Source organism: Parasphingorhabdus halotolerans, assembly GCF_012516475.1.
GTDB lineage: Bacteria > Pseudomonadota > Alphaproteobacteria > Sphingomonadales > Sphingomonadaceae > Parasphingorhabdus > Parasphingorhabdus halotolerans.
Window position 1 is genome coordinate 1,017,285 of record NZ_CP051217.1, and the last position, 24,555, is coordinate 1,041,839.

General features: G+C 54.0%; 17 protein-coding genes. 9 read left to right on the forward strand and 8 right to left on the reverse strand.

Annotation, left to right across the window (positions count from 1 at the left end; genetic code table 11):
* Positions 1-38 precede the first annotated feature (38 nt).
* Together HF685_RS04890 and HF685_RS04895 are read right to left on the reverse strand one after the other, a co-directional pair.
* Positions 39-461 carry a DUF2141 domain-containing protein gene (locus HF685_RS04890; RefSeq protein ID WP_168818540.1) on the reverse strand — a complete coding sequence of 141 codons (423 nt, stop codon included), beginning with the start codon at positions 459-461 and terminating at the stop codon, positions 39-41.
* Positions 430-1,179, reverse strand: coding sequence for a sterol desaturase family protein (locus HF685_RS04895; protein WP_168818541.1), 750 nt, complete (start codon positions 1,177-1,179; stop codon positions 430-432). Before HF685_RS04895 ends, HF685_RS04890 begins: the two co-directional genes overlap by 32 nt.
* A gap of 110 nt (positions 1,180-1,289) precedes the next feature.
* Between HF685_RS04895 and crtY the strand changes: the two genes are divergently transcribed.
* From crtY to HF685_RS04910, 3 genes are read left to right on the forward strand one after another with little or no spacing between them, the layout of a single operon-like run.
* Entirely contained in the window at positions 1,290-2,462 is a 1,173-nt protein-coding gene (gene crtY, locus HF685_RS04900; RefSeq protein ID WP_168818542.1) for a lycopene beta-cyclase CrtY, read from the forward strand.
* A gap of 12 nt (positions 2,463-2,474) precedes the next feature.
* On the forward strand, positions 2,475-3,986 hold the full coding sequence (locus HF685_RS04905; protein ID WP_168818543.1) for a phytoene desaturase: 1,512 nt from the start codon (positions 2,475-2,477) through the stop codon (positions 3,984-3,986).
* 4 nt (positions 3,987-3,990) lie between these two features.
* On the forward strand, positions 3,991-4,965 hold the full coding sequence (locus HF685_RS04910; protein ID WP_168818544.1) for a phytoene/squalene synthase family protein: 975 nt from the start codon (positions 3,991-3,993) through the stop codon (positions 4,963-4,965).
* A gap of 35 nt (positions 4,966-5,000) precedes the next feature.
* Here the strand turns inward: HF685_RS04910 and HF685_RS04915 are convergent, their stop codons facing one another.
* From HF685_RS04915 to HF685_RS04925, 3 genes are all read right to left on the reverse strand, one after another.
* Positions 5,001-5,804 (reverse strand): 3'(2'),5'-bisphosphate nucleotidase CysQ, encoded by an 804-nt coding sequence (locus HF685_RS04915; RefSeq protein WP_168818545.1) that lies wholly within the window; start codon positions 5,802-5,804, stop codon positions 5,001-5,003.
* A complete protein-coding gene (locus HF685_RS04920; RefSeq protein ID WP_168818546.1) occupies positions 5,797-7,143 on the reverse strand; it encodes a TldD/PmbA family protein in 1,347 nt (448 codons plus the stop codon). The genes HF685_RS04915 and HF685_RS04920 overlap by 8 nt, the downstream gene beginning before the upstream one ends.
* A gap of 61 nt (positions 7,144-7,204) precedes the next feature.
* Positions 7,205-7,612 (reverse strand): hypothetical protein, encoded by a 408-nt coding sequence (locus HF685_RS04925; protein WP_246218756.1) that lies wholly within the window; start codon positions 7,610-7,612, stop codon positions 7,205-7,207.
* Positions 7,613-7,819: 207 nt separating this feature from the next.
* Between HF685_RS04925 and HF685_RS04930 the strand changes: the two genes are divergently transcribed.
* Positions 7,820-9,112 carry an NADH:flavin oxidoreductase/NADH oxidase family protein gene (locus tag HF685_RS04930; protein ID WP_168818547.1) on the forward strand — a complete coding sequence of 431 codons (1,293 nt, stop codon included), beginning with the start codon at positions 7,820-7,822 and terminating at the stop codon, positions 9,110-9,112.
* A gap of 3 nt (positions 9,113-9,115) precedes the next feature.
* On the opposite strand, the gene HF685_RS04935 is transcribed toward HF685_RS04930, so the two are convergent.
* Complete coding sequence (locus tag HF685_RS04935; protein WP_168818548.1) at positions 9,116-11,341, reverse strand: caspase family protein; 2,226 nt, start codon at positions 11,339-11,341, stop codon at positions 9,116-9,118.
* Positions 11,342-11,601: 260 nt separating this feature from the next.
* On the opposite strand from HF685_RS04935, the gene HF685_RS04940 reads away from it, so the two are divergent.
* The 4 genes from HF685_RS04940 (at position 11,602) to HF685_RS04955 (ending at position 17,464) form a co-directional block, all read left to right on the forward strand.
* Positions 11,602-13,689, forward strand: coding sequence for a TonB-dependent receptor (locus HF685_RS04940; protein WP_168818549.1), 2,088 nt, complete (start codon positions 11,602-11,604; stop codon positions 13,687-13,689).
* Between the two features lie 270 nt (positions 13,690-13,959).
* Entirely contained in the window at positions 13,960-14,808 is an 849-nt protein-coding gene (cysD, locus tag HF685_RS04945) for a sulfate adenylyltransferase subunit CysD (protein WP_246218816.1), read from the forward strand.
* A complete protein-coding gene (gene cysN / locus HF685_RS04950) occupies positions 14,808-16,721 on the forward strand; it encodes a sulfate adenylyltransferase subunit CysN (protein ID WP_168818551.1) in 1,914 nt (637 codons plus the stop codon). The genes cysD and cysN overlap by 1 nt, the downstream gene beginning before the upstream one ends.
* Complete coding sequence (locus HF685_RS04955; RefSeq protein ID WP_168818552.1) at positions 16,718-17,464, forward strand: 3'(2'),5'-bisphosphate nucleotidase CysQ; 747 nt, start codon at positions 16,718-16,720, stop codon at positions 17,462-17,464. The genes cysN and HF685_RS04955 overlap by 4 nt, the downstream gene beginning before the upstream one ends.
* Before the next feature lie 30 nt (positions 17,465-17,494).
* Here the strand turns inward: HF685_RS04955 and HF685_RS04960 are convergent, their stop codons facing one another.
* A complete protein-coding gene (locus HF685_RS04960; RefSeq protein WP_168818553.1) occupies positions 17,495-18,649 on the reverse strand; it encodes a ribosomal protein uL16 3-hydroxylase in 1,155 nt (384 codons plus the stop codon).
* A 213-nt stretch (positions 18,650-18,862) separates the two neighbouring features.
* Here HF685_RS04960 and HF685_RS04965 point away from each other — a divergent pair, with 213 nt between their 5' ends.
* Positions 18,863-21,445 carry a flavin-containing monooxygenase gene (locus HF685_RS04965; RefSeq protein ID WP_168818554.1) on the forward strand — a complete coding sequence of 861 codons (2,583 nt, stop codon included), beginning with the start codon at positions 18,863-18,865 and terminating at the stop codon, positions 21,443-21,445.
* A gap of 87 nt (positions 21,446-21,532) precedes the next feature.
* Here HF685_RS04965 and HF685_RS04970 read toward each other — a convergent pair whose 3' ends face one another.
* A complete protein-coding gene (locus HF685_RS04970; RefSeq protein WP_246218757.1) occupies positions 21,533-24,547 on the reverse strand; it encodes a TonB-dependent receptor domain-containing protein in 3,015 nt (1,004 codons plus the stop codon).
* Between the last annotated feature and the right edge of the window lie 8 nt (positions 24,548-24,555).

The window sequence follows — 24,555 nt, forward strand, 5'->3', positions numbered from 1 at the left end:
GCTGAAATCGCGTTAGTTCCTAGGTAAATCTTTGCGCGCTACAAAATATACTTCATCGTCACGGCATAATCCGCATCGTCCTGACCCACTGTGAACTGGGCGGATTTAAACTTGGGCGGTCCCATGCCGATTTTTGGATTGCGGGAGAAACCAAAACCCTCGCGCGGTAAAAACAGGCGCAAGTCCATCTTTCCATTGGCGTTTTCGTCGTGAACCAGGGCGATCGCATAAGTGCCGGGCTTTACGCCGGTTATTTTCACATTCCCTGCGTTGGCCGCCGAAACCTTGATTTTGCGAGCAGCCTTGTCCTTGCTGCAGTCAGGGAAATATTTGGGATTATTGCTCAGGCAAACCAGCACGTCGCCCTTTTGAGAGCGGATATTCGAGATCGAAACGGCGACGGTCGCCAGCGATGCGCCCGCTCCCTGATTAGCTGCCAGTCCGCTCAGCGGTAGCGCCATCAAAAGACCCAAGCCCGATATCAGTGCCACAGACCTTGTCCCAGAACCTAAAATATAACCCATAATTACCCCTGTACAACTCGTGGTGTTTCTCGTGATGGGTCGCAGTTATCAGTCCGCGCCCTAACCTGCCCTGAACCAGCCAGCGCGGGAACATTTCCCATCCCATATGATTGGTGACACCCATAACCGTCATGATCAGCAGCACCACCCCCAATACGCCGACATGAATCGGAACTGCGATAACCAGAGCCGGAATCACAATTGCGCCGCTCACAGCCTCAATCGGGTGAAAGCTCATTGCTGCCCAAGCGGTCGGCGGACGGCTATCGTGGTGGACGGCGTGCGCCAGCTTGAACCAGTTTGGCCGGTGAAACAGCCGATGGGTCCAGTAAAACCAGGTGTCATGGAGAAAAAGATAGAGAAAAAGCGATAAGGGCAAATACCATATCGGGTACATATTAGGATCAATGTATATCTGCGTCCAACCAGCATTCTGCCAGCCCCATGCGACGACGCCCGCAGGTATGCCGTAAATCGCGGCAGACGCTAGCGACCAGCGTATTTCCCGCGAAATCTGGGATTTCAGAGTGTCATAGCGACCGGGGTGCTTGCGCCCGGTAAGCCATGCGAAAAAACCACTACTCAAAAGATAGCGCACGCCGATGATTAAGGTCATGGCGAATGCCGAGATCGCTATGAGGACAACAAATTCCATATTTGTGAGGTATGCGCACTAATGCCGGGGAGCAAGAGTTAAGGCGAGCACGACCCTACATGCCTTCAGACAGGCTTCCCCATAAACGAACCTTCCGCTAAGGCCCGGTCATGCCTAAAAACACGCCCGTCTCCAATCAATATGATCTTGCGATTGCAGGTGGCGGATTGGCGGGCGGTCTTGTCGCATTGGCATTGCAAAAATTGCGCCCGGAACTGGAGATCGCGCTGATCGAGGCGGACAATCATTTTGGTGGCAATCATATCTGGTCATTCTTCGAAACCGATATTGAACCGGAACATCGCTGGCTGGTTGAACCTCTGATTTCGCAGAGTTGGGATAGTTATGATGTGCATTTTCCAAAATACAGCCGCAGCTTCGGAACCGGATATCGCTCCGTTACATCGGACCATTTTGACAAAATACTGCGAAAGATGTTGCCCAAAGCCAGTTTGAAAGCCGGCCACAAGATTGCGGCAATGGAAAAAGGCCTGGTCACGCTGGAAAACGGCGATCAGATTGCTGCCAAAGCCGTGATTGATGCGCGCGGTGGCGGTGATATCTCGGCTCTGGAATATGGCTGGCAAAAATTCTGCGGCCAGATGCTGCGGCTCGAAAAGCCCCATGGTGTTGACCGCCCTATCATCATGGACGCTACGGTTGACCAGATTGACGGCTACCGCTTCGTCTATTGCCTGCCGTTTGGCGACAGAGAAATTTTTGTCGAAGACACCTATTATTCCGATGATCGCGATTTGGATCAGGATGCTCTCCATCAGCGCATTGCTAGCTATGCAGCGGACCAAGAGTGGAAGATCACCGAAATAACCCGCAGCGAGCATGGTTGCTTGCCAGTATTATACGGCGGCGATTTTGATGCTTTTTGGAATAACGTTAATAGCGCGAACGCGAAAGTCGGTGCCCGGGCTGCGCTCGTCCACCCGGTGACCAGCTATTCCCTGCCCATGGCCGTGCGGACAGCAATAAAAATTGCCGAGATGCCTATAATTGCACAGAAGAAACTTGATGATATGCTTTATGAATATTCCGCATCTCACTGGCAAACAGGGAAATTCTATCGGATGTTATGCGCGATGATGTTCAAAGCAGCAAAACCGGATAAACGATATCTTACGCTGGAACATACTTACAGAAAAGATCAGGCATTGATCGAGCGATTTTACGCTGGCAAGACAACAATGCTGGATCAGGCCGCCCTGCTCTCCGGCAAACCGCCGGTTCCCATTACCAAAGCCCTCCCCATTATGATGAAATATCGATGAGTATCTATTTCGATGACTGACATAACCCAGACACAATCAGAACTGTTCCGGAAAGCCGCCGTTATCGGCTCAGGTTTTGGCGGCCTCGCGCTGGCAATACGGCTGCAATCGGCAGGCATTCAGACAACTATATTGGAGAGCCGCGACAAGCCAGGTGGGCGTGCGTATTTCTGGGAAAAAGAAGGGTTCATCTTTGATGGCGGGCCAACCGTCATCACCGACCCCGATTGCCTCAGCCAGCTTTGGGAGTTGACCGGCCATGATATGGCCAAGGATATTGAGCTGATGCCGGTATCGCCGTTTTACAGGCTCAACTGGCCCGATGGCACAAATTTCGACTATGTCAACGATCCTCAAGAGCTTTACAAAAATATCGCCGCAATCGAGCCTGATGATGTGGAAGGCTACAAAAAGTTCCTCGAATATAGCGGCGGACTATATGAAGAAGGTTATGTCAAGCTTGGCACCAAAGCGTTTCTTGATTTCAAATCAATGATCAAGGCCGCACCAGCGCTGATGAAGTTTGAGGCTTATCGCTCTGTATATGCTAAGGTTTCCGGTTTTGTGAAGAACGAGAAACTGCGCGAGTTCCTGTCGTTCCAGTCGCTACTCGTGGGCGGCAACCCGATGAAGACCAGCGCCATCTATGGTCTTATCCACAAGTTGGAACGGCTTGGCGGCGTGTGGTTTGCCAAGGGCGGAACCAACATGCTGATTGCCGCGATGGTGAAGCATTTTGAACGTATCGGCGGTGTAATCCGGCTGAGCGATCCGGTTACAAAAATCGATACTATCGGCGATCGCGCGTCGGGTGTCACCTGCAAATCCGGCTGGAACGAGAATTTTGATGCCGTCGCCTCCAATGCCGACATCATGCACAGCTACCGCGATCTGCTGGGGCATAAACATCGCAGCGAAAAGGTAACTGCGTCACTGAAAAAGAAGAAATATTCGCCGTCGCTGTTTGTTGTCCATTTCGGGCTCAAAGGGTCATGGCCCGGTATCCCACATCATATGATCCTGTTTGGCCCGCGCTATAAAGGCCTGCTGGAAGATATTTACGACAATGGCGTGCTGCCGAAAGATTTTTCACTTTACCTCCATCACCCAACAGTCACTGATCCGGAAATGGCACCAGAGGGCCATAGCACTTTCTATGTGCTTGCACCGGTGCCGCATCAGGGCAAGCTGCCGATCGATTGGAAGGAAATGGGCCCGATCTACGAAAAGCGTATATTGGACGAGATCGGCCAGCGGCTGATCCCCGATATTCATGACCGCATCGTCACCAGCTTCCACTATACCCCGCAGGATTTTGGAGAAGATCTTAACGCCCATCTCGGCAGTGCATTCAGTCTTGAACCATTGCTGACGCAGAGCGCGTGGTTCCGGGTGCATAACCGCGATGATGTGATCCATAATCTATATTTTGTCGGCGCAGGAACTCACCCAGGTGCCGGAATTCCCGGTGTTGTCGGCAGCGCGAAGGCGACGGCTGAGCTGATGCTGGAAGATCTGGCGTAATCCCGTGAACCGGAAAAACCTTGTCCTCTATGCTAAATCGACCATTGATCGCGGATCAAAATCCTTCGCTGCGGCCTCAAAGCTGTTTGGCAAAAAAACCCGCGAACGCGTCTGGCTGCTCTATGCGTGGTGCCGCGAATGTGATGATCTTGCCGATGGCCAAATGCTTGGCGGCAGGATGTCAGCAGTTCCCGACCCAAAAAAGGCGGTTGCCGCGACAAGAATGCTCACCCGGCGCGCGCATGGCGGCGAAAAAACCGGCAAGCCAGCCTTCGATGCCTTTGGTGTTGTCTCGCAGGAATGTGGCATTCCGCTGGAATTCGCCAATGATGTGATTGATGGCTTTGTTCTGGACGCAGACGCCTGGCGTCCCGAAACCGAGGATGATCTCTATCAATATTGCTATCATGTCGCTGGTGCCGTTGGTTGCATGATGGCTATCGTCATGGGCGTCCCCAAGGGTGACAATGACACATTGGATCGGGCCTGTGATCTGGGATTGGCCTTTCAGCTAGCCAATATCGCACGCGATGTCGCCGAAGACAATGAAGCTGGTCGATGCTATTTGCCGGTGGACTGGATCGCAGAAGTGCGCCTCAATCCCGATGACTTGATGAATATTAACCGCCGCGATGCGCTGGTGATACTGATTGATCGTCTTTGCGATTCTGCCGAGCTATATGAAGCGTCTGCGAGGGTGGGCGCGGCACAATTGCCATTTCGGTCGCGCTGGGCGGTGCTCGCCGCTGCCGGAATCTATGGAGATATCGCCCGGCAAGTGCGCGTCTCCCAAGGCGGTTCGCTCGCTCAGCGCATCTATACAACCAAGACAACCAAGGCGGGCTGGGTTGCCAAAGCCCTTTGGCAGGCAATGTTCAAATCACCCTATGTTGATCGATCAAGTTTGTGGAGCCGGAACAGTTTAGCGAACAGAAATGAAGCGATCGGTAATTCAGCGCAACGGGCCGTCGCGCGCTGAATAGTTAAGCTGCTCCCACAAATTCCAAGATCAACCTAAAGATTAGGGTTTGTCTCGCGCGCCAAAATCTCTTGCGCAATTTTATCCAGCCTTTTAACTGCTGCATCGTGGATGTTGGGCGAACAGCATAATACGCCGAACGCCTGACCATGGGTGCCATTGTAATTGAGCGACTGGCCAAAGGCATCCGTAACCCGCGCACCCGCCTCTGCCGCGATGACGTGCGCTGCGGCAATGTCCCATTCGTGACCCCAACGGATTGTCGCCACCAGGTCAGCGCGGTCATCGGCAACCATCGCCATACGCAGTGCGATACTATTGGGCTTTGGAACAACCACAAGATCGACGTCCGGAGGAATCTGGTCCAGTGGAATCCGCGATCCATCATATTTGTCGCGGGTACTTGCAACAAGCGCCTTGCCGTTCACTTCCGTATGATCACCCGCTTTGGCGACCCAGAGTTCGCCCATGGCCGGCGCATTCAGCACGCCAAACACCGGCGCGCCGTTTTCCACCAAGCCTATCGAAATGCACCAGCCCGGCTTGCCTTTGACGAAATCCTTGGTGCCATCAATCGGATCAACCACCCATGTCAGATTCTTGCCAGCACCTGATTTGTCGATATGGGTCTCTTCAGACAACCAGCCAGCCTCTGGCACCAGCGCTTCCAGTTTTTGGCGCAGAAATTTATTCACCGCAAGATCGGCATCGCTCACGACTTGTCCGGGGGATTTATCCCAACTATTTTCTGCTTTTTCTCCGGCTCGCCAATCACGCATGGCAAGATCACCGGCCTCACCAGCTATGGCTACGACCCGGTCAAAATCAATCTCAGCCACCGGCAACCGTCATGCTGTCAGTCCGCAATGTCGGAGCGTTAATCGCATACCGATAATCCAGATCATCCGCCGGGACGAGGCTTGCGAACATATCCTTGAGGTTTCCGGCAATGGTTATTTCCGACACCGGCGCACCGATTTCCCCATCGGTAATCAGGAACCCGCCTGCCCCGCGACTATAGTCTCCGGTCACGCCGTTTACGCCCATGCCGATCAGTTCGGTTATATAAACGCCGTGCTTGATATCCTGAATAAGCTCCGCCTTGGTTAGCGAACCCGCAGCCATGTGCAGATTGGTCACGCCTACCCCGGGCGAACCACCCACTCCGCGAGAGGCATGGCCCGTGGGCTGCAAACCGAGTTGGCGCGCCGAGGCACTTTCCATGATCCATTGCGTGAGGCGGCCATTGTCGATCAACCTGGTTTTGGCAGTCGGCAAGCCTTCGCCGTCAAAAGCCTTGGACCGAAGTCCACGTTTGCGGTGCGGGCAATCGATGATATTTATCGCGCTATCAAAGACCTGCGTGTCCAGAGCGTCCAGCAGGAAGCTCGTTTTACGCGCGATGCTGCTACCGGAAATCGCGCCGATAAAATGACCGAGCAGGCTGTTGCTCACCCGGGGATCATAGACCACTGGCATCGCGCCTGACTTAAATTCAATCGGGTTGAGCCTTGATACAGCGCGCTCGCCCGCTTTTTTGCCAATGGTTTCGGCGGCATCCAGATCTTCAAAATGGCGCGCACTGTGATAGGCATAGTCGCGCTCCATGCCATCGCCCTGACCAGCGATCACGCTGGCAGAAATGCTGTAGCCGCTGGTCGAATAGGCCCCGGAAAACCCATGACTGGTGGCCAGTGCAACAATGCTGCGACCGGCACTTGCGCCGCCACCTTCGCTATTGGTTACACCTTCGACAGCGCGCGCGGCATCTTCCGCTTTCAGCGCCATTTCGCGCAATATTTCCGGCGATGGATCAGCGTCGTCATCACCATCGATAGGATGCGGGTCTGATTTCATGATGAGTGCTTCCGGCGCCAGTCCGGCATATTGATCTTCCGGCGCCTCTTTCGCCATATCCAGCGCGCGCCCGACGAGCGCCGATAATATGGCCGGATCCATATCGGAGGACGAAACGGTCGCGGAGCGTTTACCGACAAAAACCCGCAGGCCAATTTCTTCGCCTTCGGAGCGCTCTACATCTTCAAGATTGCCCAGCCGCATGGAGACCTGGGTCGAGGCATCGCAGACGTATATAGTGTCTGCTGCATCGGCTCCGGCTTTTTTGGCTTGGGAAATAAGGGCGTCAGCGCGGTCTTGCGCTTCGGAAGGTTTTAACATGCACCGGACATAGTTATGCCGTAGCCTCAGGTCAACGCTACAAGTCTAACAGGACCCTAAATTAGAAGGCGGCAGAAATGCCCTTGATGATCGCAACAAAGACAAATGGCAGTCCAAGAGCAAGCAACCAAAGCATGACCTGATCTTTGCGAAAACGCGCGGCGAGGCTTTGTCCAGTCAAACCGCTCTGCGCCATATTTTCCCAGCGCTTCTCATATTTGCGGCAAAACGGAATGATGATCGCTACGAGCAATACCAAACCGAAATAAGGGGCGATCGACATGCCTCCGGGTTTGATAAAGCTGAGTACGAAAAATATTTGTATCATGGTATAAACAAGCAGCGCCATCGCGCAGTTATTGCTCATTTTTTTGTCCCAACGCACTCCGCCAGCAGGACTGACTCTATCGCGATCCTGATGAACCGGAACAGATTTTCGGGATGGCTTATGTGATGCCGTTGCAACCATGTCTTTTCCCCTTCCAAACATCTCTCATATTGCAGCCGGAAATTTTTCTCCTAACATACAATGCCCTCAGTATACGCTAAAATCCGAAAAAGCCAAATCCGCATATTTTCAATATATTAGAAGGTTAAGACCAGCAAACGCTTGCATAATTTGGTAATTACTCCAGAATCAGTTTCTTGTTGCAATTTAAATCGGGGCTCCATTTTTATGACCATCTCTTTATCTGATCCGCTCGCCCTGCCCTGCGGCGCCACCCTCTCGAACCGCATTGGCAAAGGCGCGATGACCGAGGGACTAGCGACGCCGGATGGAGTACCCACCAAAGAGCTGGAACGGCTCTATGGCATCTGGTCTGATGGCGGGGCTGGCATGCTGCTTAGCGGTAATATCCAGGTCGACCGCGACCATCTGGAGCGTCCCGGCAATGTGGTTATCGACGCCCCGGCAAATGACGAGATGATGGCGGCGTTGACCAGCTGGGCAAGCGTCGCCACGCGGGGTGGCAATCATTTCTGGGCGCAGATCAGCCACGCGGGGCGGCAGACCCAATCAAACGTCAACAAGACCCCAAAAGCACCCTCGGCAGTCAAGCTCGGGCTTCCCGGCGGACAATTTGGTGAACCGGTCGCGCTGACTGCCAGCGAAATTGAAGAACTGGTTGACCGTTTCGCATTGGCAGCAAAAACTTGCCAGGCGGCTGGTTTTACCGGCGCGCAAATCCATTCTGCTCATGGCTATTTGCTGAGCAGTTTTCTGAGCCCGCGCGCGAACCAGCGGACAGACGAATATGGCGGATCGCTTGAAAACCGGGCGCGGTTTCTTCTCGCAGTTGTCGCTAAGGTGCGGGCCGCCGTTGGCCCGGATTTCCCGATTTCGGTAAAACTTAACAGCGCCGATTTTCAGAAAGGCGGCTTTGCTTTTGAAGACAGCCTGCAAGTGGTGCAATGGCTCGAGGCGACGAGCGTTGATCTTATCGAGATTTCCGGCGGCACCTACGAACAACCGGCTCTGATGGGAGCAGTTGGTCTTGAGGCAAAGGAAGAACAGAACGTCGCGCCTTCGACCAAAGCGCGCGAGGCCTATTTCGTCGATTTTGCCAAAGCGATGCAAGATAGCGTCAGTGTTCCCTTGATGGTTACCGGCGGCTTTCGGACCCGCGTGGCGATGGAACAGGCCCTCGAAAGTGGAGCCGCTGACCTCATCGGTCTGGGCCGCCCGATGTGCGTAATGACCGATGCGCCCAAGCAGCTGATGGAAGGATTGGAAGCCTTGCCACGTTATGAAAACGAGCTGCAACTGGTTCCCGACTGGCTCGGCTTTCTGAGGAATTTCCAGATGGTCAAAGCGATAGACGGCTTTGCCACCATCTACTGGTTCTACGAACAGCTAGAGCAATTGGGCAAAACTGGAAAAACCGATCCGAACCTGAGCGTATTCAAAGCATTTCGCGCCGTGGATGCACGGAACAAACGGATATTGGCAGGACGCAGCTCGAGCTGAGCATTACGCCATAATCGCGTAACGCTCGTCCCCCACTCCTTTGCACATTTGCTTGGCAATCCGTGTCTCTTCGCCATCAATAATCGCGACATCAGTGATGCTCAAACATCTGCGACCATTGGGCTGGGTGTTGAGAGCAGTAATTGTCGATGAGCCCGACACGCCGGAGCGCGTGGGACTTTGCCATTCCACCTTCGCGCCGACTTCTTCTTTCTGCGCAACCAGAACCGTGGCTTCTCCGGCTTTCTCCTGCTCTTTTTCATCCAGCTGACAGGCCAGTTCACCGACCAGCAGCGCGCCTGCGCCGCTTGCTAGCAATGTTCCCACCTTGCCAAGACCGGCCGCTTTTCCAACCAGCCCGCCAAAAATGCCGCCGAGCAATTGCCCGCGACTTCTCGATTTTTTGCACTTCTTGGCATCTTGCGAGTTCCGCGCAGATTTTTCGCCGTCATCGCGATCACCTGCTGCTCCGCCGCCGCTCTTGGGCTTCTTCTTGCTGGCCACATATTGCGGCATCGGATAACCATTACAGCCAGTATTATAACAGAACCGGTCGCTCAGATAATTGCGATCCTGATTATAGAGCGCGACAGCAGCGCGGTAAGTCTCCAGATTGACGCCATCCGGGTTGGAGTCCGCATGTTCCTGCATCACTTCCTTATAGAAGCGGTCACGTGTGGCCGCAGAATATTTCATATTGCCAGCAACTTTTTGTTCGAAAATCGCGGAAATTTCGTCCTGGTGCTGATTCATCCGTTTGCGATAGCCGTTGAGAACATCGTCATAATATTTATCCAGCAATACGGTGCAACGATTAATATCGTCCGCCTTGTCAAACGGCGCTTCGATCAGTTGATGGTCTTCCCGGCAATCGGGATAATCTTCGCGCAACAGGATCGGGGTCGGCGGCAATTTCGGCAATGGTGGCTCTGCTTCGGCCGGGGGAACATAGGCCAGGTCCTCCGGAGCCAATTCCTTTGGCGCGACGTCCGCGCCAGACCGTTCCATGCTCATTGCCCCGACTTTATTATCATCGGCCGTCTGTTCTCCAGCCACAGGTTGCGGGGATGCGGGTTCCGGTGTGGTCGGCGGCGACGATATGCCTTCCAGTTTCGGTGGCGCAATTGCCGGTTGTTCGGGCGCAGAGCTGCTGGCAATGTCCATCGGCTGCGGAGATGAACCGGCCAGTGAAAGACGACCGGATGCGACGCTGTTTGAAGTCCCCGCGCTGGCGCCTAATGCGCTGGACGACACGCGTGGGGCAGGCGCTGCCTGACCCAATGTGGCAATTTTACTTTGTGCAATATCCGCGAACAACCCATTCGGAAACTCTCGAATATAGGCGCTATAACCACCTATATTATCAGCAGATAATGCACCACGCCATGCCAAAGCGTCCAGTCCTGCGCGGTTCGAAGAAGGCGTGGCAGGCGCTGGGGAAGGTGCCGGTATACTGGCCACGGCAGCCGGGGCCGCTGATCCGCGTGGCACCAGATAGACCGGCGTTCCGCTCATGCTCGCGCTGACAAAGGGAAGCTGGGTCCCACCGGTTGCGCTCGAAATATCGTCACGCACCGATGCCCCGAGCATCTGCACCGGTAAATCAGACTGCGTCAGTCGTTCGGCAAGAGACAAAGCAAAACGTGAATTTAATCCAGCACTTCCAACAGAGGTTTCCCCGGCCGCAGCAGCATAGATGAGTAACGCGCCATCCGGCTTAATTTCAACCAACCCGCGGGGAATGGTTTTGCTACCCGCTCGCCAGGCTTCGCCAAAGCTGCTGTTCCGGCTTGCATCAAGAAAGATCAATCGTATGGCCGCGCTGCTAAGCGTTTGAATGACTGTTTCCAGTTCAATGGCTTCATAGGTCAGATCGAAATTGGTTTTGAGCTTGGCGTCAACCGGAAGGAGCCAGTTCTTGCCCTGCCCTTCAATGCCATGGCCGGAGAAATAGACCATCGCGACTTCCGCGCCGCTCGCTTTTGCCCGGAACTCGCCCAGCGTCTTCTGGAAATCCTTAAACTCCAGATTTTCGGCGACAATTATTTCATCAAAGCCTGCTTTTCGGGCAGATTCAGCGATCAACTGCGCGTCATTGGGCGGCGTTCTGAGGGTGCCCGCTCTTTTATAATCCGAATTGGCAACGATAAGCGCAGCACGCTTGGCTTCTGCGGCAGGCGGCCACAAAAACAACGCAACCAACAGGATTGCCAGCATACTCCTGATCATCAATTCCCCCTCGGCGCAATCAAATTACGCGACCCCCGATATGCTACTCCCAAAGTGCGTTTTCCGCAAGGGAACCAACTTGATGGCGCGCAGCATAGCTTGCTGACTTCTCGGGGCTGCCATGCCACGCCTGCAAAAAGCACAAATCCGATGAATCCATTTGCGAAAAAATCGTTTATATACAATGTGACGTTAGTTATATGCCTATTTCTTCAATTTGACCGCGCACTCGCGCCGTCATCCTGTTTACGAGATTGTAAATGCGTGCATCCAACCAATTGACTGTGGCGGCGGTGATGCTCGGTAGCGCATGGGCTCTTTCCCAGCCGGTAAATGCCCAAGGCGTAAGGTCAGTCGATGACACGCCGACGCAGGATATGGCGGCTTCACCAGATACGGAAAATAAGCCGATCGAAAATAAGCCGATTATAGTCTTTGGTCGCGCAATCGAACAAATCGGCATTGCGACCTCCGGATCGCAAGGTACGGTGGGATATGCCGATTTCGACAATATTCCGATCAGCCGCACCGGTGAACTCGTCGAGAATGTCCCCGGCGTTATTGCAACCCAGCATTCGGGATCGGGCAAGGCGAACCAGTATTTTTTACGCGGATTCAATCTTGATCACGGCACCGACTTTGCCGGATTTGTCGACGGCGTACCCATTAACATGCGCAGTCACGGTCATGGACAAGGCTATCTTGATTTCAATTTCGTCATTCCCGAAACACTTGAACGGATCGACTACCGCAAAGGCCCTTATTTTGCGGATGTCGGTGATTTCTCGGCAGCCGGAACCGTTCAGTTTGTTACACGAGACGAGATCGACCCGTTTGCCCAGATTGAGGTCGGGGCCTTTTCCTACCTGCGAGGCGTTGCGGCCGGAAGTACGCAGCTCGGTAACAGCACATTGCTCATCGCGGCCGAGGCGCAAAGCTACGACGGGCCATGGGTTCTCGACGAGAATCTGGAGCGCTTCGCTGGGCTAGTCAAATATAGTCATTTGCTGAACAATGGTAGCTTGGATATTCAGCTGAACGGCTATGACAGCAGATGGACCGCGACCGACCAGATTCCTCTACGCGCCGTCGAGAACGGCACAATTGGCCGCTTCGGTTTTATCGATGATGATTTGGGCGGTTCCACCACGCGCATCGGCGGTGTGGCTAATGCCACTGTCGGCAATACGAAGTTTAATGCCTTCGCGACCTATTACGACTTCGAACTTATCTCGAATTTTACCTATTTTCTGGGCGATCCGGTGAATGGTGACGAGTTTATCCAGCGCGACCGCCGCACCATCTATGGCGGCACCGCAAGCCACGGCTTCAATTTGGGGTCCGTGGGCTTCACCATCGGCGGTGATTGGCGTTACGATGCAATCGACCGGGTTGGTCTTTACAACAGCGTCGACGGCGTTTCCATCAACACCGTCCGGCAGGATGAGGTAGAAGAATTCGGTTTCGGACTTTATGGACAGGCGGAGATGCAACTGGCTCCACGTCTGCGCGCGATTGCAAGTCTGCGCTACGACCGGATCGGCTATGATGTCGCGTCCGATCTTACAGTCAATTCAGGCGCCGGCCACGACGATCTGTTCGGGCCAAAGCTGGCGCTGGCATGGCAACCAATTGACGATCTTGAACTTTATGCCAACTACGGCCGCAGCTTCCATTCCAATGATGTGCGCGGGGCCAGCATCAGCGTCGATTCTGCGAGCGGTAATGCGACTGACCCCGTGCGCGTGATATCTCCCGCTGACGGGGCGGAAGTCGGTGCGCGTTTTGAACGCGGCAGGCTTACGGCAGCGCTCGTCGGCTATTATCTGGAACTTGGCAGCGAACTCGTGTTTGTCGGCGATGCGGGCAATACCGAACCCAATGACGGATCGCGCCGCTATGGTGTTGAAGCGACGCTGTTCTGGCGCCCGACCGACTGGCTGACCATTGATGCCGATTACGCCTTTACCGACGCACGCTTCGTAAATGTCGGTGCAGACAACCATATTCCGGGCGCTGTGCCGGAAGTATTCTCTGGCGGGATCACACTTAATCCCACGCCCGCTTTAAGTCTTACCGCTAAATTGCGCCATTTTGGGTCCGCTCCGCTGATTGAGGATAACAACGTGCGAAGCGACCCTACAACGCTGCTCAATCTCGGCGGCTATTATGATTTTGGGAGGCTACGGATCGGTGCCGAGCTTTTTAATCTATTGGACGCCAAGGATTCCGATATCACCTATTTCTATGAATCACAGCTAGCAGGCGAGGCTGCATCATCAGAAGATCGGCATTTCCATCCCGTCGAGCCGCGCCAGCTCAGAGTGAACATCCGCTACCGATATTGAAGAATGATTTTCCCAAGATGTTGCCGCAATCGGTGCCAGAAATCCTGTCCAGCCAATCTCATCAACAACGACCTTTTGCAAGGATAGTAGTAATTCTATCTGGGAATTTTTGGGTAATGTCATGACAAGATGATATATATTCCCATATGGCCTTTGTCCGGGGTTCAGCCAGAAAATTCTCTGGTCAACAGGGCCGATATTTAGGAGCATGCCGTGACTGCACGAACATTGACCCATCTTGAACGATTGGAAGCTGAGGCCATTCACATCATGCGTGAAGTTGTGGCTGAGGCCGAAAAACCCGTCATGCTCTATTCGGTGGGCAAGGACAGCGCGGCTATGTTGCACGTCGCCAAAAAGGCGTTTTATCCCTCACCGCCGCCTTTTCCGTTATTGCATGTCGATACGACGTGGAAATTTCAGGAAATGTACAAGCTGCGCGAAAAGGCGGCTGCTGATGCGGGCATGGAATTGCTTGTCCATCAAAATCCCGAAGCAATTGAGCGCGGGATTAATCCCTTCGATCATGGCAGCTTGCACACGGATATCTGGAAAACCGAGGGGCTGAAGCAGGCGCTGGATAAATATGGCTTTGATGCGGCCTTTGGCGGCGCGCGGCGGGACGAGGAAAAAAGCCGTGCGAAAGAGCGGATATTTTCTTTCCGCTCGGCCAATCACCGCTGGGATCCGAAGAATCAACGCCCGGAATTGTGGAAGCTTTATAATACCCGCAAGTCAAAGGGCGAGAGCATCCGGGTTTTTCCGATGTCGAATTGGACCGAGCTTGATATCTGGCAATATATTCATCTGGAAAATATCGAGATCGTGCCGCTTTATTATGCGGCAAAACGCCCGACGGTTGAACGCGACGGGATGCTCCTCATGGTTGATGACGAGCGTTTTCGGCTGGCCGAGGGTGAAACGCCGGTGGAACGCTCTATCCGGTTTCGCACATTAGGCTGTTATCCCCTGACCGGCGCAGTCGAGAGTGAAGCGGCGACTTTGCCGGAGATTATTCAGGAAATGCTGCTGACCACTACATCGGAACGCCAAGGCCGCGCGATTGATCATGACAGCGCCGCTTCGATGGAGAAGAAAAAGCAGGAAGGGTATTTCTGATGAGCGATGCAGAAACTATCTACAAGACCGACGCGCTGATTGCCGATGACATCGACGCTTATCTGGAAACGCATCAGCATAAATCGCTGCTCCGTTTCATCACTTGCGGTTCGGTGGATGATGGGAAATCGACGTTGATCGGGCGGCTGCTCTACGACAGCAAGATGATATTCGAGGATCAGCTTGAGGCCTTGCAAGCGGATTCGAAAACCGTGGGCACTCAGGGGCAGGAAATTGACTTCGCGCTGCTGGTAGACGGTCTTGCCGCCGAGCGTGAACAAGGTATCACCATCGATGTCGCCTATCGTTTCTTCTCGACCGAAAAGCGCAAATTCATTGTCGCGGACTGCCCAGGGCACGAGCAATATACCCGCAATATGGTGACGGGCGCTTCGACTGCAGACCTGGCGGTAATGCTGATCGACGCGCGCAAAGGCGTGCTGGTCCAGACGCGGCGGCATAGCTATTTGTGCAATCTGGTCGGCATCAAGAATATCGTTCTGGCGATCAACAAGATGGATCTGATCGATTATGATCAAGAAAAATATGACGCGATTGTCGCTGATTACGCCGCCTTTGCCAAAGAAATTGGCATTGAGAGTTTCACCGCCATGCCAATCTCCGGGATTAACGGCGATAATATAACCGAAAACTCGGCAAACACCCCTTGGTACAAGGGCACGCCGCTGATGGCGCATCTGGAGACGGTTTCGCTCAATCTGGACGCCGATCAGGACAAGCCGCTGCGGATGCCGGTGCAATGGGTCAACCGGCCCAATCTCGACTTTCGCGGATTTTCCGGCCAAATCGCTGCGGGTTCGGTGAAACCGGGGGATGCCATTCGTGTTCTGCCGTCAGGCAAGACTTCGACCGTCAGCAAGATTGCCACGCTGGACGGTGATCTTGACGAAGCGGTTGCCGGGCAATCGGTGACTTTATGCCTTGACGATGAAATCGACTGCTCGCGCGGGGATGTCATTGCGGCCAGCGATGACCCGCCCGAAGCCTCCGACCAGTTTGAGGCGACGATTGTGTGGATGGACGATGAAGACCTCGTCCCGGGCCGCGCCTATTGGCTGAAGCTTGGGACGCAGATGGTCTCGGTTACTGTTCAGGCGCCCAAATATACCGTCAATGTCAACACGATGGAGCATATGGCGGCCAAGACGCTGGACCTCAATGCCATTGGCGTCGCCGAAATCGCGACGGATAAACCGATAGTATTTGAAGCCTATGCCGACAACCGCACGCTGGGCGGCTTCATCCTGATCGACAAGATTACCAATGCGACCGTCGGCGCCGGGATGCTGCATTTCAGCCTCCGTCGCGCGCAAAATGTCCATTGGCAGGCGACGGATATTACTCGCGAGGCGCATGCGGATCTGAAAAACCAGAAGCCCAAAGTGCTCTGGTTCACCGGCTTGTCGGGTTCGGGCAAATCAACCATCGCTAATGAGGTGGAAAAACTGCTCAACGTCATGAACCGGCATACGTTCCTGCTCGACGGCGATAATGTACGGCATGGTTTGAACAAGGATCTCGGCTTTACCGAAACGGACCGGATTGAAAATATCCGCCGCGTCGGTGAAGTCGCCAAACTGATGACCGACGCGGGTCTGATCGTGCTCACGGCGTTTATTTCGCCGTTCCGGGCCGAGCGCGAGATGGTGCGCGCCATGCTGCCCGAAGGTGAGTTTATCGAGATTTTCGTTGATACCCCACTGGAAGTTGCCGAACAGCGCGACGTGAAGGGGCTCTATAAAAAGGCACGCGCAGGGGAGCTGAAAAACTTTACCGGTATTGATAGTCCTTATGAGCCACCGGAAAAGCCCGATATCCGGGTCAATACCGTGGAGATGACTCCGGTCGAAGCTGCTGATTATATCGTCCGCCAGATCGCGCCGCTTAAATGACGGATGCCCAGATAAAAGACGACGCTGCTCTGGCAGCGCACCTCGCTGAGGCCGCAGGAAAAATTTTACTCCAAGTGCGTGAGAGCGGGACTTTCACCGGAAAGGCGCTGGGCAAGGCAGGAGATAAAACGGCGAACGAATATCTGATCCAAGCGATCGCGCAGCAGCGGCCCGATGATGGCCTTCTGTCCGAAGAGAGCAAGGACACCGATGAACGCCTGTCCAGATCACGCGTCTGGATTATTGATCCGGTCGATGGCACCCGCGAATATGGCGAAGGCCGGACGGACTGGGCGGTGCATGTCGCGCTGGCCATTGATGGCGCTCCCGTGATTGGGACCGTCGCCCTACCCAGTCTTGATCTTGTGTTGCGCTCGGATCAACCAATCAGTCTTCCCGATGCACCCGGAAAGTTGCGCATGGTCGTCAGTCGTACCCGCCCCGCTGCCGAAGCAGTCGCGACAGCAGAAACTCTGAATGCCGAATTGATTCCGATGGGTTCCGCTGGTGCAAAGGCGATGGCGGTCGTTCGCGGCGAGGCGGATATTTACCTCCATACCGGGGGCCAATATGAATGGGATAATTGCGCGCCCGCTGCGGTGGCATTGGCACACGGGCTGCACGCCAGTCGCATCGATGGCTCACCCCTGATTTACAACCAGCGCGATGTTTACGTGCCAGACTTGCTCATCTGCCGGAAAGAACACGCTGATCCGGTATTCAACGCGCTTGCCGGGCTTTAGAAATATTACCGGCAGGGAATGTCGGTCTATTTACTCGTGAGAAAGCTCGCTGGCGAGGCTGCCCTGATTATAGAGCGCAACAATCAAACGCATCACGGCGTCTGACTGAATGGAATCTCGATCGATAGTGACGGTGTCGCGCGCGCAAATATCTTTTGCGAAAGATATGGTTTCATCGGTGCATTGAAACGACTGACCATCAACAAACAGCATCAAGCTATCTTCGCTCTCGCAGACAAATGAAAAGCGGCTGGCCGGGTTGCGGTGCAACGGGATACCGCTGGCTAAAGCCCTGCGCAATCGCTCTACCTCGAGAGGCACTTCCGGTCGCCAGTCCACATCAGGATATTTGGGCGTGCTGCTATATTGCCCAAACCAGCGCACAAAGGCTTCGCGGTCTGCCATTTTTTCGGTGATCATGGCGTGGAGCCGGTCAATCGCTTGCGGTGCAATTTCACCCGGATTATCCTGCGGCTGCAAACCCGTATCGCCGTAGCGATCATCATCGGTCATATCTGCCAGCAAATCATCTGCCCAATAACCGATAAGTTCGCTGCGCGATGGCGCGCGAAAGCCGATACTATAGGTCATGCAATCATCGCCAACCGCAACGCCATTGTGGGATATTCCTGGCGGTACATAAAGCATGTCGCCCGGCTCCAGCAACCACTCATCGGTCGCCTCAAAATTGGCGAGCAATCGCAAATCATCATTCGGTAACAGTTCGCTGTTTTCATCGCACATCCCGCCGACTTGCCAGCGGCGCTTGCCCAGACCCTGAACAAGAAATACATCATAGTGATCAAAATGCGGCCCGACCCCGCCACCATCGCTGGCAAAGCTGACCATGACATCATCAATCCGCCAATTGGGAATGAAGCGAAATGGCTCGATCAGCGCCGCCACTTCGGGCACATGATGATCAACCGCTTGCACCAGCAAGGTACAGGCTTCTTTATCGAGCACACCAAAGCGTTTCGCTGGAAATGGCCCCTGCTCGAGGTTCCAGCTCTCACCGGCCCGCATGATCAGACGCGACTCCACAAGATCTTCGCATGCGAGGCCCGCCAGTTCATCCGGCGCAATTGGATTCTTCCAAGACGGCCACGGATTTCTGATCAGCAGCGGCTTTTGTTGCCAATAGTCGCGCAAGAAGGTCGCGGTATCGAGGTTGAAGTTTTGCATATAGGGTCGCTACACAGTTTGGCGAAGATAAGCACAGATAAATATTTATGCCGCCCGGATCGCTTGCGCTCCCACGAATTTGGTTCAGCCTCGGTATAGCATCCTACAGGTGTTTTACTTTTGCTCCTATTTCCAATAGGAGAAATAAGGGTCTGCGAGCTTTAAGACATGCCGATCATATTGCGTTTTCATATATAATTATTGGAATTGACCGTGCCCGAATCAAGCAATGAAAAACTTTCCGTCGTTGTCGTGGGAGCCGGGTTTGCCGGACTTTATCTTCTCTACCGGCTGCGGAAAATGGGCTTGTCCGCGAGAGCATTTGAGGCTGGTGACGATGTTGGCGGGACATGGTATTGGAACCGCTATCCGGGCGCGCGATGCGACATTGAGAGCATCGACTATTCCTATAGTTTTGACACCGAACTGGAGCAGGACTGGGAATGGACCGAAAAATATGCGACCCAACCGGAAATACTGCGCTATGCCCAGCATGTTGCGGAAAAGCATGACCTCAAGCGCGATATCACGTTCAATACGCGGGTGATGAAAGCGGTATGGAACGAGGAAACATCGCTCTGGACCGTGACCACAGAAAATGGTGAAGTCACAACTTGCCAATATTTCATCATGGCGACCGGGTGCCTGTCCCAGCCAAAGAATATCGACATTGAGGGTGCTGATCATTTCGGCGGCGAAATCTATAAGACCCACAGCTGGCCGCATGACGGCGTGGACTTTTCCGGCAAACGGGTTGGCATTATCGGCACCGGGTCTTCCGGTATCCAGTCTATCCCGCTCATCGCGGAACAGGCCGCGCATACGACCGTGTTCCAGCGCACGGCTAACTATTCAATCCCAGCCGGGAACGGTCCGATCTCCAAGGAAAAACTCGCAATCAAGCAGCGCTATCAGGACTATCGCGAGGAAGCGCGGTGGACTCCCGTTGGCGTGCCCGGAAAAGAAACCGTTGATTTCACTTTCATGGTGTCTGATGAAGATCGCGAAAAGCGCTATGAAGCGTTGTGGAACACAGGAGCAATTCCGCATATTGGTTCTGAATTTGCTGATATTCTCTCCAACAAGGAGGCCAATGACACACTAGCGGAATTTGCCCGCAAAAAAATCCGCAGTGTCATTGACGATCCAGAGGTTGCAGAAATCTTGAGCCCGACAAGCTTTCCGATTTGCACCAAACGCGCCTGCCTCGATAGCGGTTATTTCGAAACGTTCAACAAACCGAATGTCAGTCTGGTGGATATTCGCAAAAATCCGATCACCGAGATCACCGAAACCGGGATTGCCACGGCGGACCAGAATTTCGAGTTTGATGCGATAGTTTTTGCAACCGGCTTTGATGCGATGACCGGCGCGTTGCTGGCGGTTGATATTCAGGGTCGTAATGGTCAGACATTGAAAGAAAAATGGGCCGATGGTCCGGTCAACTATCTGGGTCTCACCGTCTCCGGCTTTCCCAATTTCTTCATGATCACCGGACCGGGCAGCCCATCGGTTTTGTCCAATATGATCGTTTCGATCGAGCAGCATGTGGACTGGATCACCGATTGCATCAGCTACATGCAAAAAGAAAATCTCGCCGTCATTGATGCAACGTTGACAGCAGAAAGTGGCTGGGTGAAGTATAGCACCGACTTTAGCGATCTGACACTTTTCCCGATGGCAAATTCCTGGTATATGGGCGCGAATGTTCCGGGCAAACCGCGCGTATGCCTGCCCTTCGTCGGCGGTGTCGGGGCGTATCGCCGGGCTTGCAACGATGTGGCGGCACAGGATTATCTCGGCTTCAAATTTGACGGCCCGGGTGGCCCGCGTTGCAACGACGGTCTGGTCAGAAGACAACAACCGGACGTTGTCGGCTTGCTGGAAATGATGGCCGAGATGGATCTGCCTGCAATGGAAACCCTGCCCGTTGACGACGCCCGGGCAATGTCCGTCGCGATGAACGCTGGCACGCCTCCGGGTCCCGCAGTCGGCGAAGTCATCGATGGCAAATTTCCCGGTGCTGATGGTGATTTGGATTACCGCCTTTACCGTCCAGCGACGCCTGGACCGCATCCAGTTACTCTCTATTTCCACGGCGGTGGCTGGGTCTTGGGTGATCACACGTCCGACGATGCGTTCTGCCGCGATCTTTGCCGACAATCCGATACAATGGTGGTGTCCGCAAATTATCGTCACGGTCCGGAAGCCCGTTTCCCAGCCGCTGCCGATGATGGCTTTGCGGCACTCAATTGGGTCGCCGGGAATATCGAGAGCCTTGGCGGAATCTCCGGTCAGCTAGCGGTTTGCGGCTGGAGCGCAGGCGGGAATATTGCGGCCGTTGTTTGCCAGCTTGCACGCGATAGTGGCGGGCCTGATATTGCCGGACAGTTTCTTATCACTCCGGTGACGGATTGTGATGATGATCGTCCATCCATGCGCGACAATGCGGAAGGATTTGTTTTGACCAAGGCGTTGATGGACTGGTTCTGGGACAATTACGCCGACCCCGCTGATCGCGCCGACCCCAAAGCATCGCCCTTGCGCGCAACCGATCTCTCAAACCTGCCGCCCGCGTTGATTGTGACAGCTGAATTTGATCCTTTGCGGGATCAGGGGCGCGACTATGCCGACGCTTTAGCCGCGGCTGGCACTCCTACGCGCTACATCACATATCCTGGGCAAATACATACGTCCTTTGCCTCAGTCGGCACGATATTGTCAGCCAATGAAGCGCGGGAAGAAATTGCGGCGAGCCTGAAGCAATGTTTCAAGGTCATGGAACCGGCAAGCTAACGACGCATCTTTCCCGATATCGGAGCTTAAAAAAAAGACCCCGCCGAAATCTTTTCGGCGGGGTCTCTTTAAGAGTCTATCCGGGATTTAGAAGCCGACTTTGGCACCAAAACGGAATATCCGGCCAAAGGGGTTACCAATGAACGGATCATAGCTGACCTCAAGCCGTGCCGCAGATGGATCCTCATCCGTGAAATTCTCGACCGAGAATTGCAGTTGCACATCGACCGCGCTTATTGGCAAGTTGTAGGTCGCATGGAAATCATGCTGGGTATAGCTTGAGACTTCCCGGCCAAAGCTCGTCGGGCCAAAGCTTGTAGTCGCACAAGCGGCCAGTCCGACACACCGATCATCGGTAACACCATCAACATATTTGAACCCGTAACGCAGGTTCAAACCACTGAAATTATAGTTGACATAGGCATTGCCTCGCCATTTCGAAATCGTACCCGGGTCACGGAAGTAGTTGGTGAAACCGTCTGCACTATAGCCCGGTTGAACCACAACCCCGCGCAGCACGAAATCCTCGAAATCAAACTTCAGGACGTGCGATGCATTGCCACCGATCGAGAAGACGCCAGGACCGACTTCGGTGGTGAAATCGAGCGCGAAATCAAGGCCGCTGGTTTTTGCACCCGGCCCATTGACCCAGTCCGTGCGAACGCGTGAAATATCAAGGCCATTCGTTACACCCTGGGTACAAACACCACCTTGGAACGTAATCAGATCAATAAAAACGTTCGAACAATCGGCGAATCGGTTAGATGTGCTGCCTGGGACCAATCCTCCGCTTATAGCACCAGAGGCAATCGCCTGAGCCGGAGTGGTCGTAATCCGACCGTTAAAGTCATAGGTCCAGTAATCGACCGAAAAGGTAAACCCGCCGTAATCGAGCACCGCTCCGATATTATAAGTCAAAGCGTCTTCTGGCCCCAAGGTAGTGGGATTGCCAAAAATATCGACAGACTTAAAGTTGTTGCCAGCGGCTTGGATGCCCGCGAGGCTTGTTACCGCATTCGGTGAGACCTGGGTGGCCAAAGGTCCGGCAAATGTTGTCCCGATTGAACCACGCAGCACCAGCCAGTCGGTTGGTTCCCAGCGGATTGCGCCTTTGGGATTGATAGTAGAACCGACTGATCCGCCATAGTCTTCAAACCGGATTGCGCCATTGATCTCAAGCGTGTCGCTGATCGGGACGTTAACTTCGGCAAACAGCGCCTTGACGTTCTGACCAACTCTAGTGGGTCTTGTTCCGCCAAGGAAGATGAACGAACCAACGCCATCGGTCGAAGTGCCTGCGCAACTTAGATCACCTTCAATAAAGCAGGGATTGAAGCGAAGATCGGGCTCGCGATTGAGCGAACGGCTGGAAAAATCATTCTCGCGATATTGTCCACCAAATGCATAACCAATCGGACCGCCACCAAAATCGATGCCAAGCTCGCCAGAGAAGATCAGATCAATCACTGTCTGCTCTTCGACCTGGTGGGTGCCGTTGGGCACTTGTATCCAGGAAAATAGCGCGGGATCATTCTCGTTACCCGGAATATAGGCGGGGTTGGCAAGGTTAAACGGGAGGTTGGATGGAGCGCTATTAATAAACGGATTGAAATAGCCGCAATTGCCTACGCCCGCAGTGCCCGTAGCCCTGACACAATTGGGTCCGCCAAAGCCTTCCAGTGCAGCTTGCAAACGTGAACCAATAACATCCGGGGCGAAAGCATCACGTTCCGAACGCCACCAGGTCGTATAGAGTTGCGCGCGGAAGTTGTCGGAGAAATCTTTCTCAAACCCGCCTGAAAAACGCCATGCTTCGTTCTTTGCACTACCTCGACCAGCGCCGCGCTCGGTATCCCGAGGATTACCGCCCAAAGCGACTGGCCGTGTCAAAATGATCGTTGCATAAGTGCCATTGTTTGCCGCCAGGGTGCCAGGAGTGAAAGGATCTGCGATGCCCCCTGCAAGTCCCGACTGCTGTATGAATCCGCGATACCCCGGGTTGGACGATGGAACAAAAAACTGGTTGGCGCTTCCTGATCCCAATGGGCCCTGGGTTGCGGGGAAGCTTGGTGAATAAGCAAGAGATTCCAGATCGGTGCGCGAATAGAGCCCTTCAGCATGGAAACGGAATGTGTCGCTCAACTCCACATCAGCCTGAATATAGCCCTGATAGCGATCTTCTTCTTCGATCAGGTTATCGAATGGAACAAAGGAAAACCGGCAAATTGGGAAGCCGATGCTATCGACAACGCCGCTCAACGCCTGGCAAGCACCGACGGAGGAACCGTCAAGGCCAATCCCGATCGTTGTTCCGGCACGGCCTTGCGAAATATTTCCCAGTCGCGGCGTGTACGTCGCCGGATTGCCGACCGCTGACCAGCCTGACGGGTTTACTTCATAAGGAACCAGCGTAAAATCACGGTCTTTCGTGCCCAGTTCGGAGCGATGTTGCCAACCGAAACCGGCGAGAATATTGGCATTCCCGAAATTTTTGCCAACCACGATTGAGCTCGTCCAGTTGCCATCAGAACCCTTGATTGACTCGTAATCGCCCTGCATTTCAACGCCTTCAAAACCCTTTTTGGTAATGAAGTTGGCAACCCCGGCAATCGCATCAGACCCGTAGGTCGCCGCTGCGCCGTCTTTTAGAAGTTCAATTCGGTCAACCGCAAAAAACGGAACGAGATTAGTGTCTACAAATCCGTCGCCTGGCGCTGAAATTGCGCGCCTTCCGTTAAACAGTACCAGCGTCCGTGTAGGGCCAAGGCCACGCAAGTTGATCGAGCCATTGCCCTGAAAACCCTGACTCGCGGTTGAGAACTGGTTTGAATCGCCAAGCACTGCGCCTACTGAAGGCAGGCTTTTAATGAATTCCAGCGGTGAAGACACACCGCTTTGTGCTAGATCCTCGGACGAGAACACATCAACAGGAACTGCGGCATCTTCCGGTGTACCGCGGATGAAACTGCCGGTAACGACGATGATATTTTCTTGCTCATCCGCTTCCTGCGCGTCCTGTGCGTGCGCCAGACCGGGCATCAACGATGCTGACAAGATCAATGCGCTCAAGGCGCTCGTATTGCGTAAAACGGATTTTTTCATCCTCGTCC

Excerpts from the sequence above, each read along its gene's own strand:
- HF685_RS04890 (WP_168818540.1), bottom strand. The coding sequence starts at position 461 with ATGGCGCTACCGCTGAGCGGACTGGCAGCTAATCAGGGAGCGGGCGCA.
- HF685_RS04895 (WP_168818541.1), bottom strand. The coding sequence starts at position 1,179 with ATGGAATTTGTTGTCCTCATAGCGATCTCGGCATTCGCCATGACCTTA.
- crtY (WP_168818542.1), top strand. The coding sequence starts at position 1,290 with ATGCCTAAAAACACGCCCGTCTCCAATCAATATGATCTTGCGATTGCA.
- HF685_RS04905 (WP_168818543.1), top strand. The coding sequence starts at position 2,475 with ATGACTGACATAACCCAGACACAATCAGAACTGTTCCGGAAAGCCGCC.
- HF685_RS04920 (WP_168818546.1), bottom strand. The coding sequence starts at position 7,143 with ATGTTAAAACCTTCCGAAGCGCAAGACCGCGCTGACGCCCTTATTTCC.
- HF685_RS04925 (WP_246218756.1), bottom strand. The coding sequence starts at position 7,612 with ATGGTTGCAACGGCATCACATAAGCCATCCCGAAAATCTGTTCCGGTT.
- HF685_RS04930 (WP_168818547.1), top strand. The coding sequence starts at position 7,820 with ATGACCATCTCTTTATCTGATCCGCTCGCCCTGCCCTGCGGCGCCACC.
- HF685_RS04935 (WP_168818548.1), bottom strand. The coding sequence starts at position 11,341 with ATGATCAGGAGTATGCTGGCAATCCTGTTGGTTGCGTTGTTTTTGTGG.
- HF685_RS04940 (WP_168818549.1), top strand. The coding sequence starts at position 11,602 with ATGCGTGCATCCAACCAATTGACTGTGGCGGCGGTGATGCTCGGTAGC.
- cysD (WP_246218816.1), top strand. The coding sequence starts at position 13,960 with ATGCGTGAAGTTGTGGCTGAGGCCGAAAAACCCGTCATGCTCTATTCG.
- cysN (WP_168818551.1), top strand. The coding sequence starts at position 14,808 with ATGAGCGATGCAGAAACTATCTACAAGACCGACGCGCTGATTGCCGAT.
- HF685_RS04955 (WP_168818552.1), top strand. The coding sequence starts at position 16,718 with ATGACGGATGCCCAGATAAAAGACGACGCTGCTCTGGCAGCGCACCTC.
- HF685_RS04960 (WP_168818553.1), bottom strand. The coding sequence starts at position 18,649 with ATGCAAAACTTCAACCTCGATACCGCGACCTTCTTGCGCGACTATTGG.
- HF685_RS04970 (WP_246218757.1), bottom strand. The coding sequence starts at position 24,547 with ATGAAAAAATCCGTTTTACGCAATACGAGCGCCTTGAGCGCATTGATC.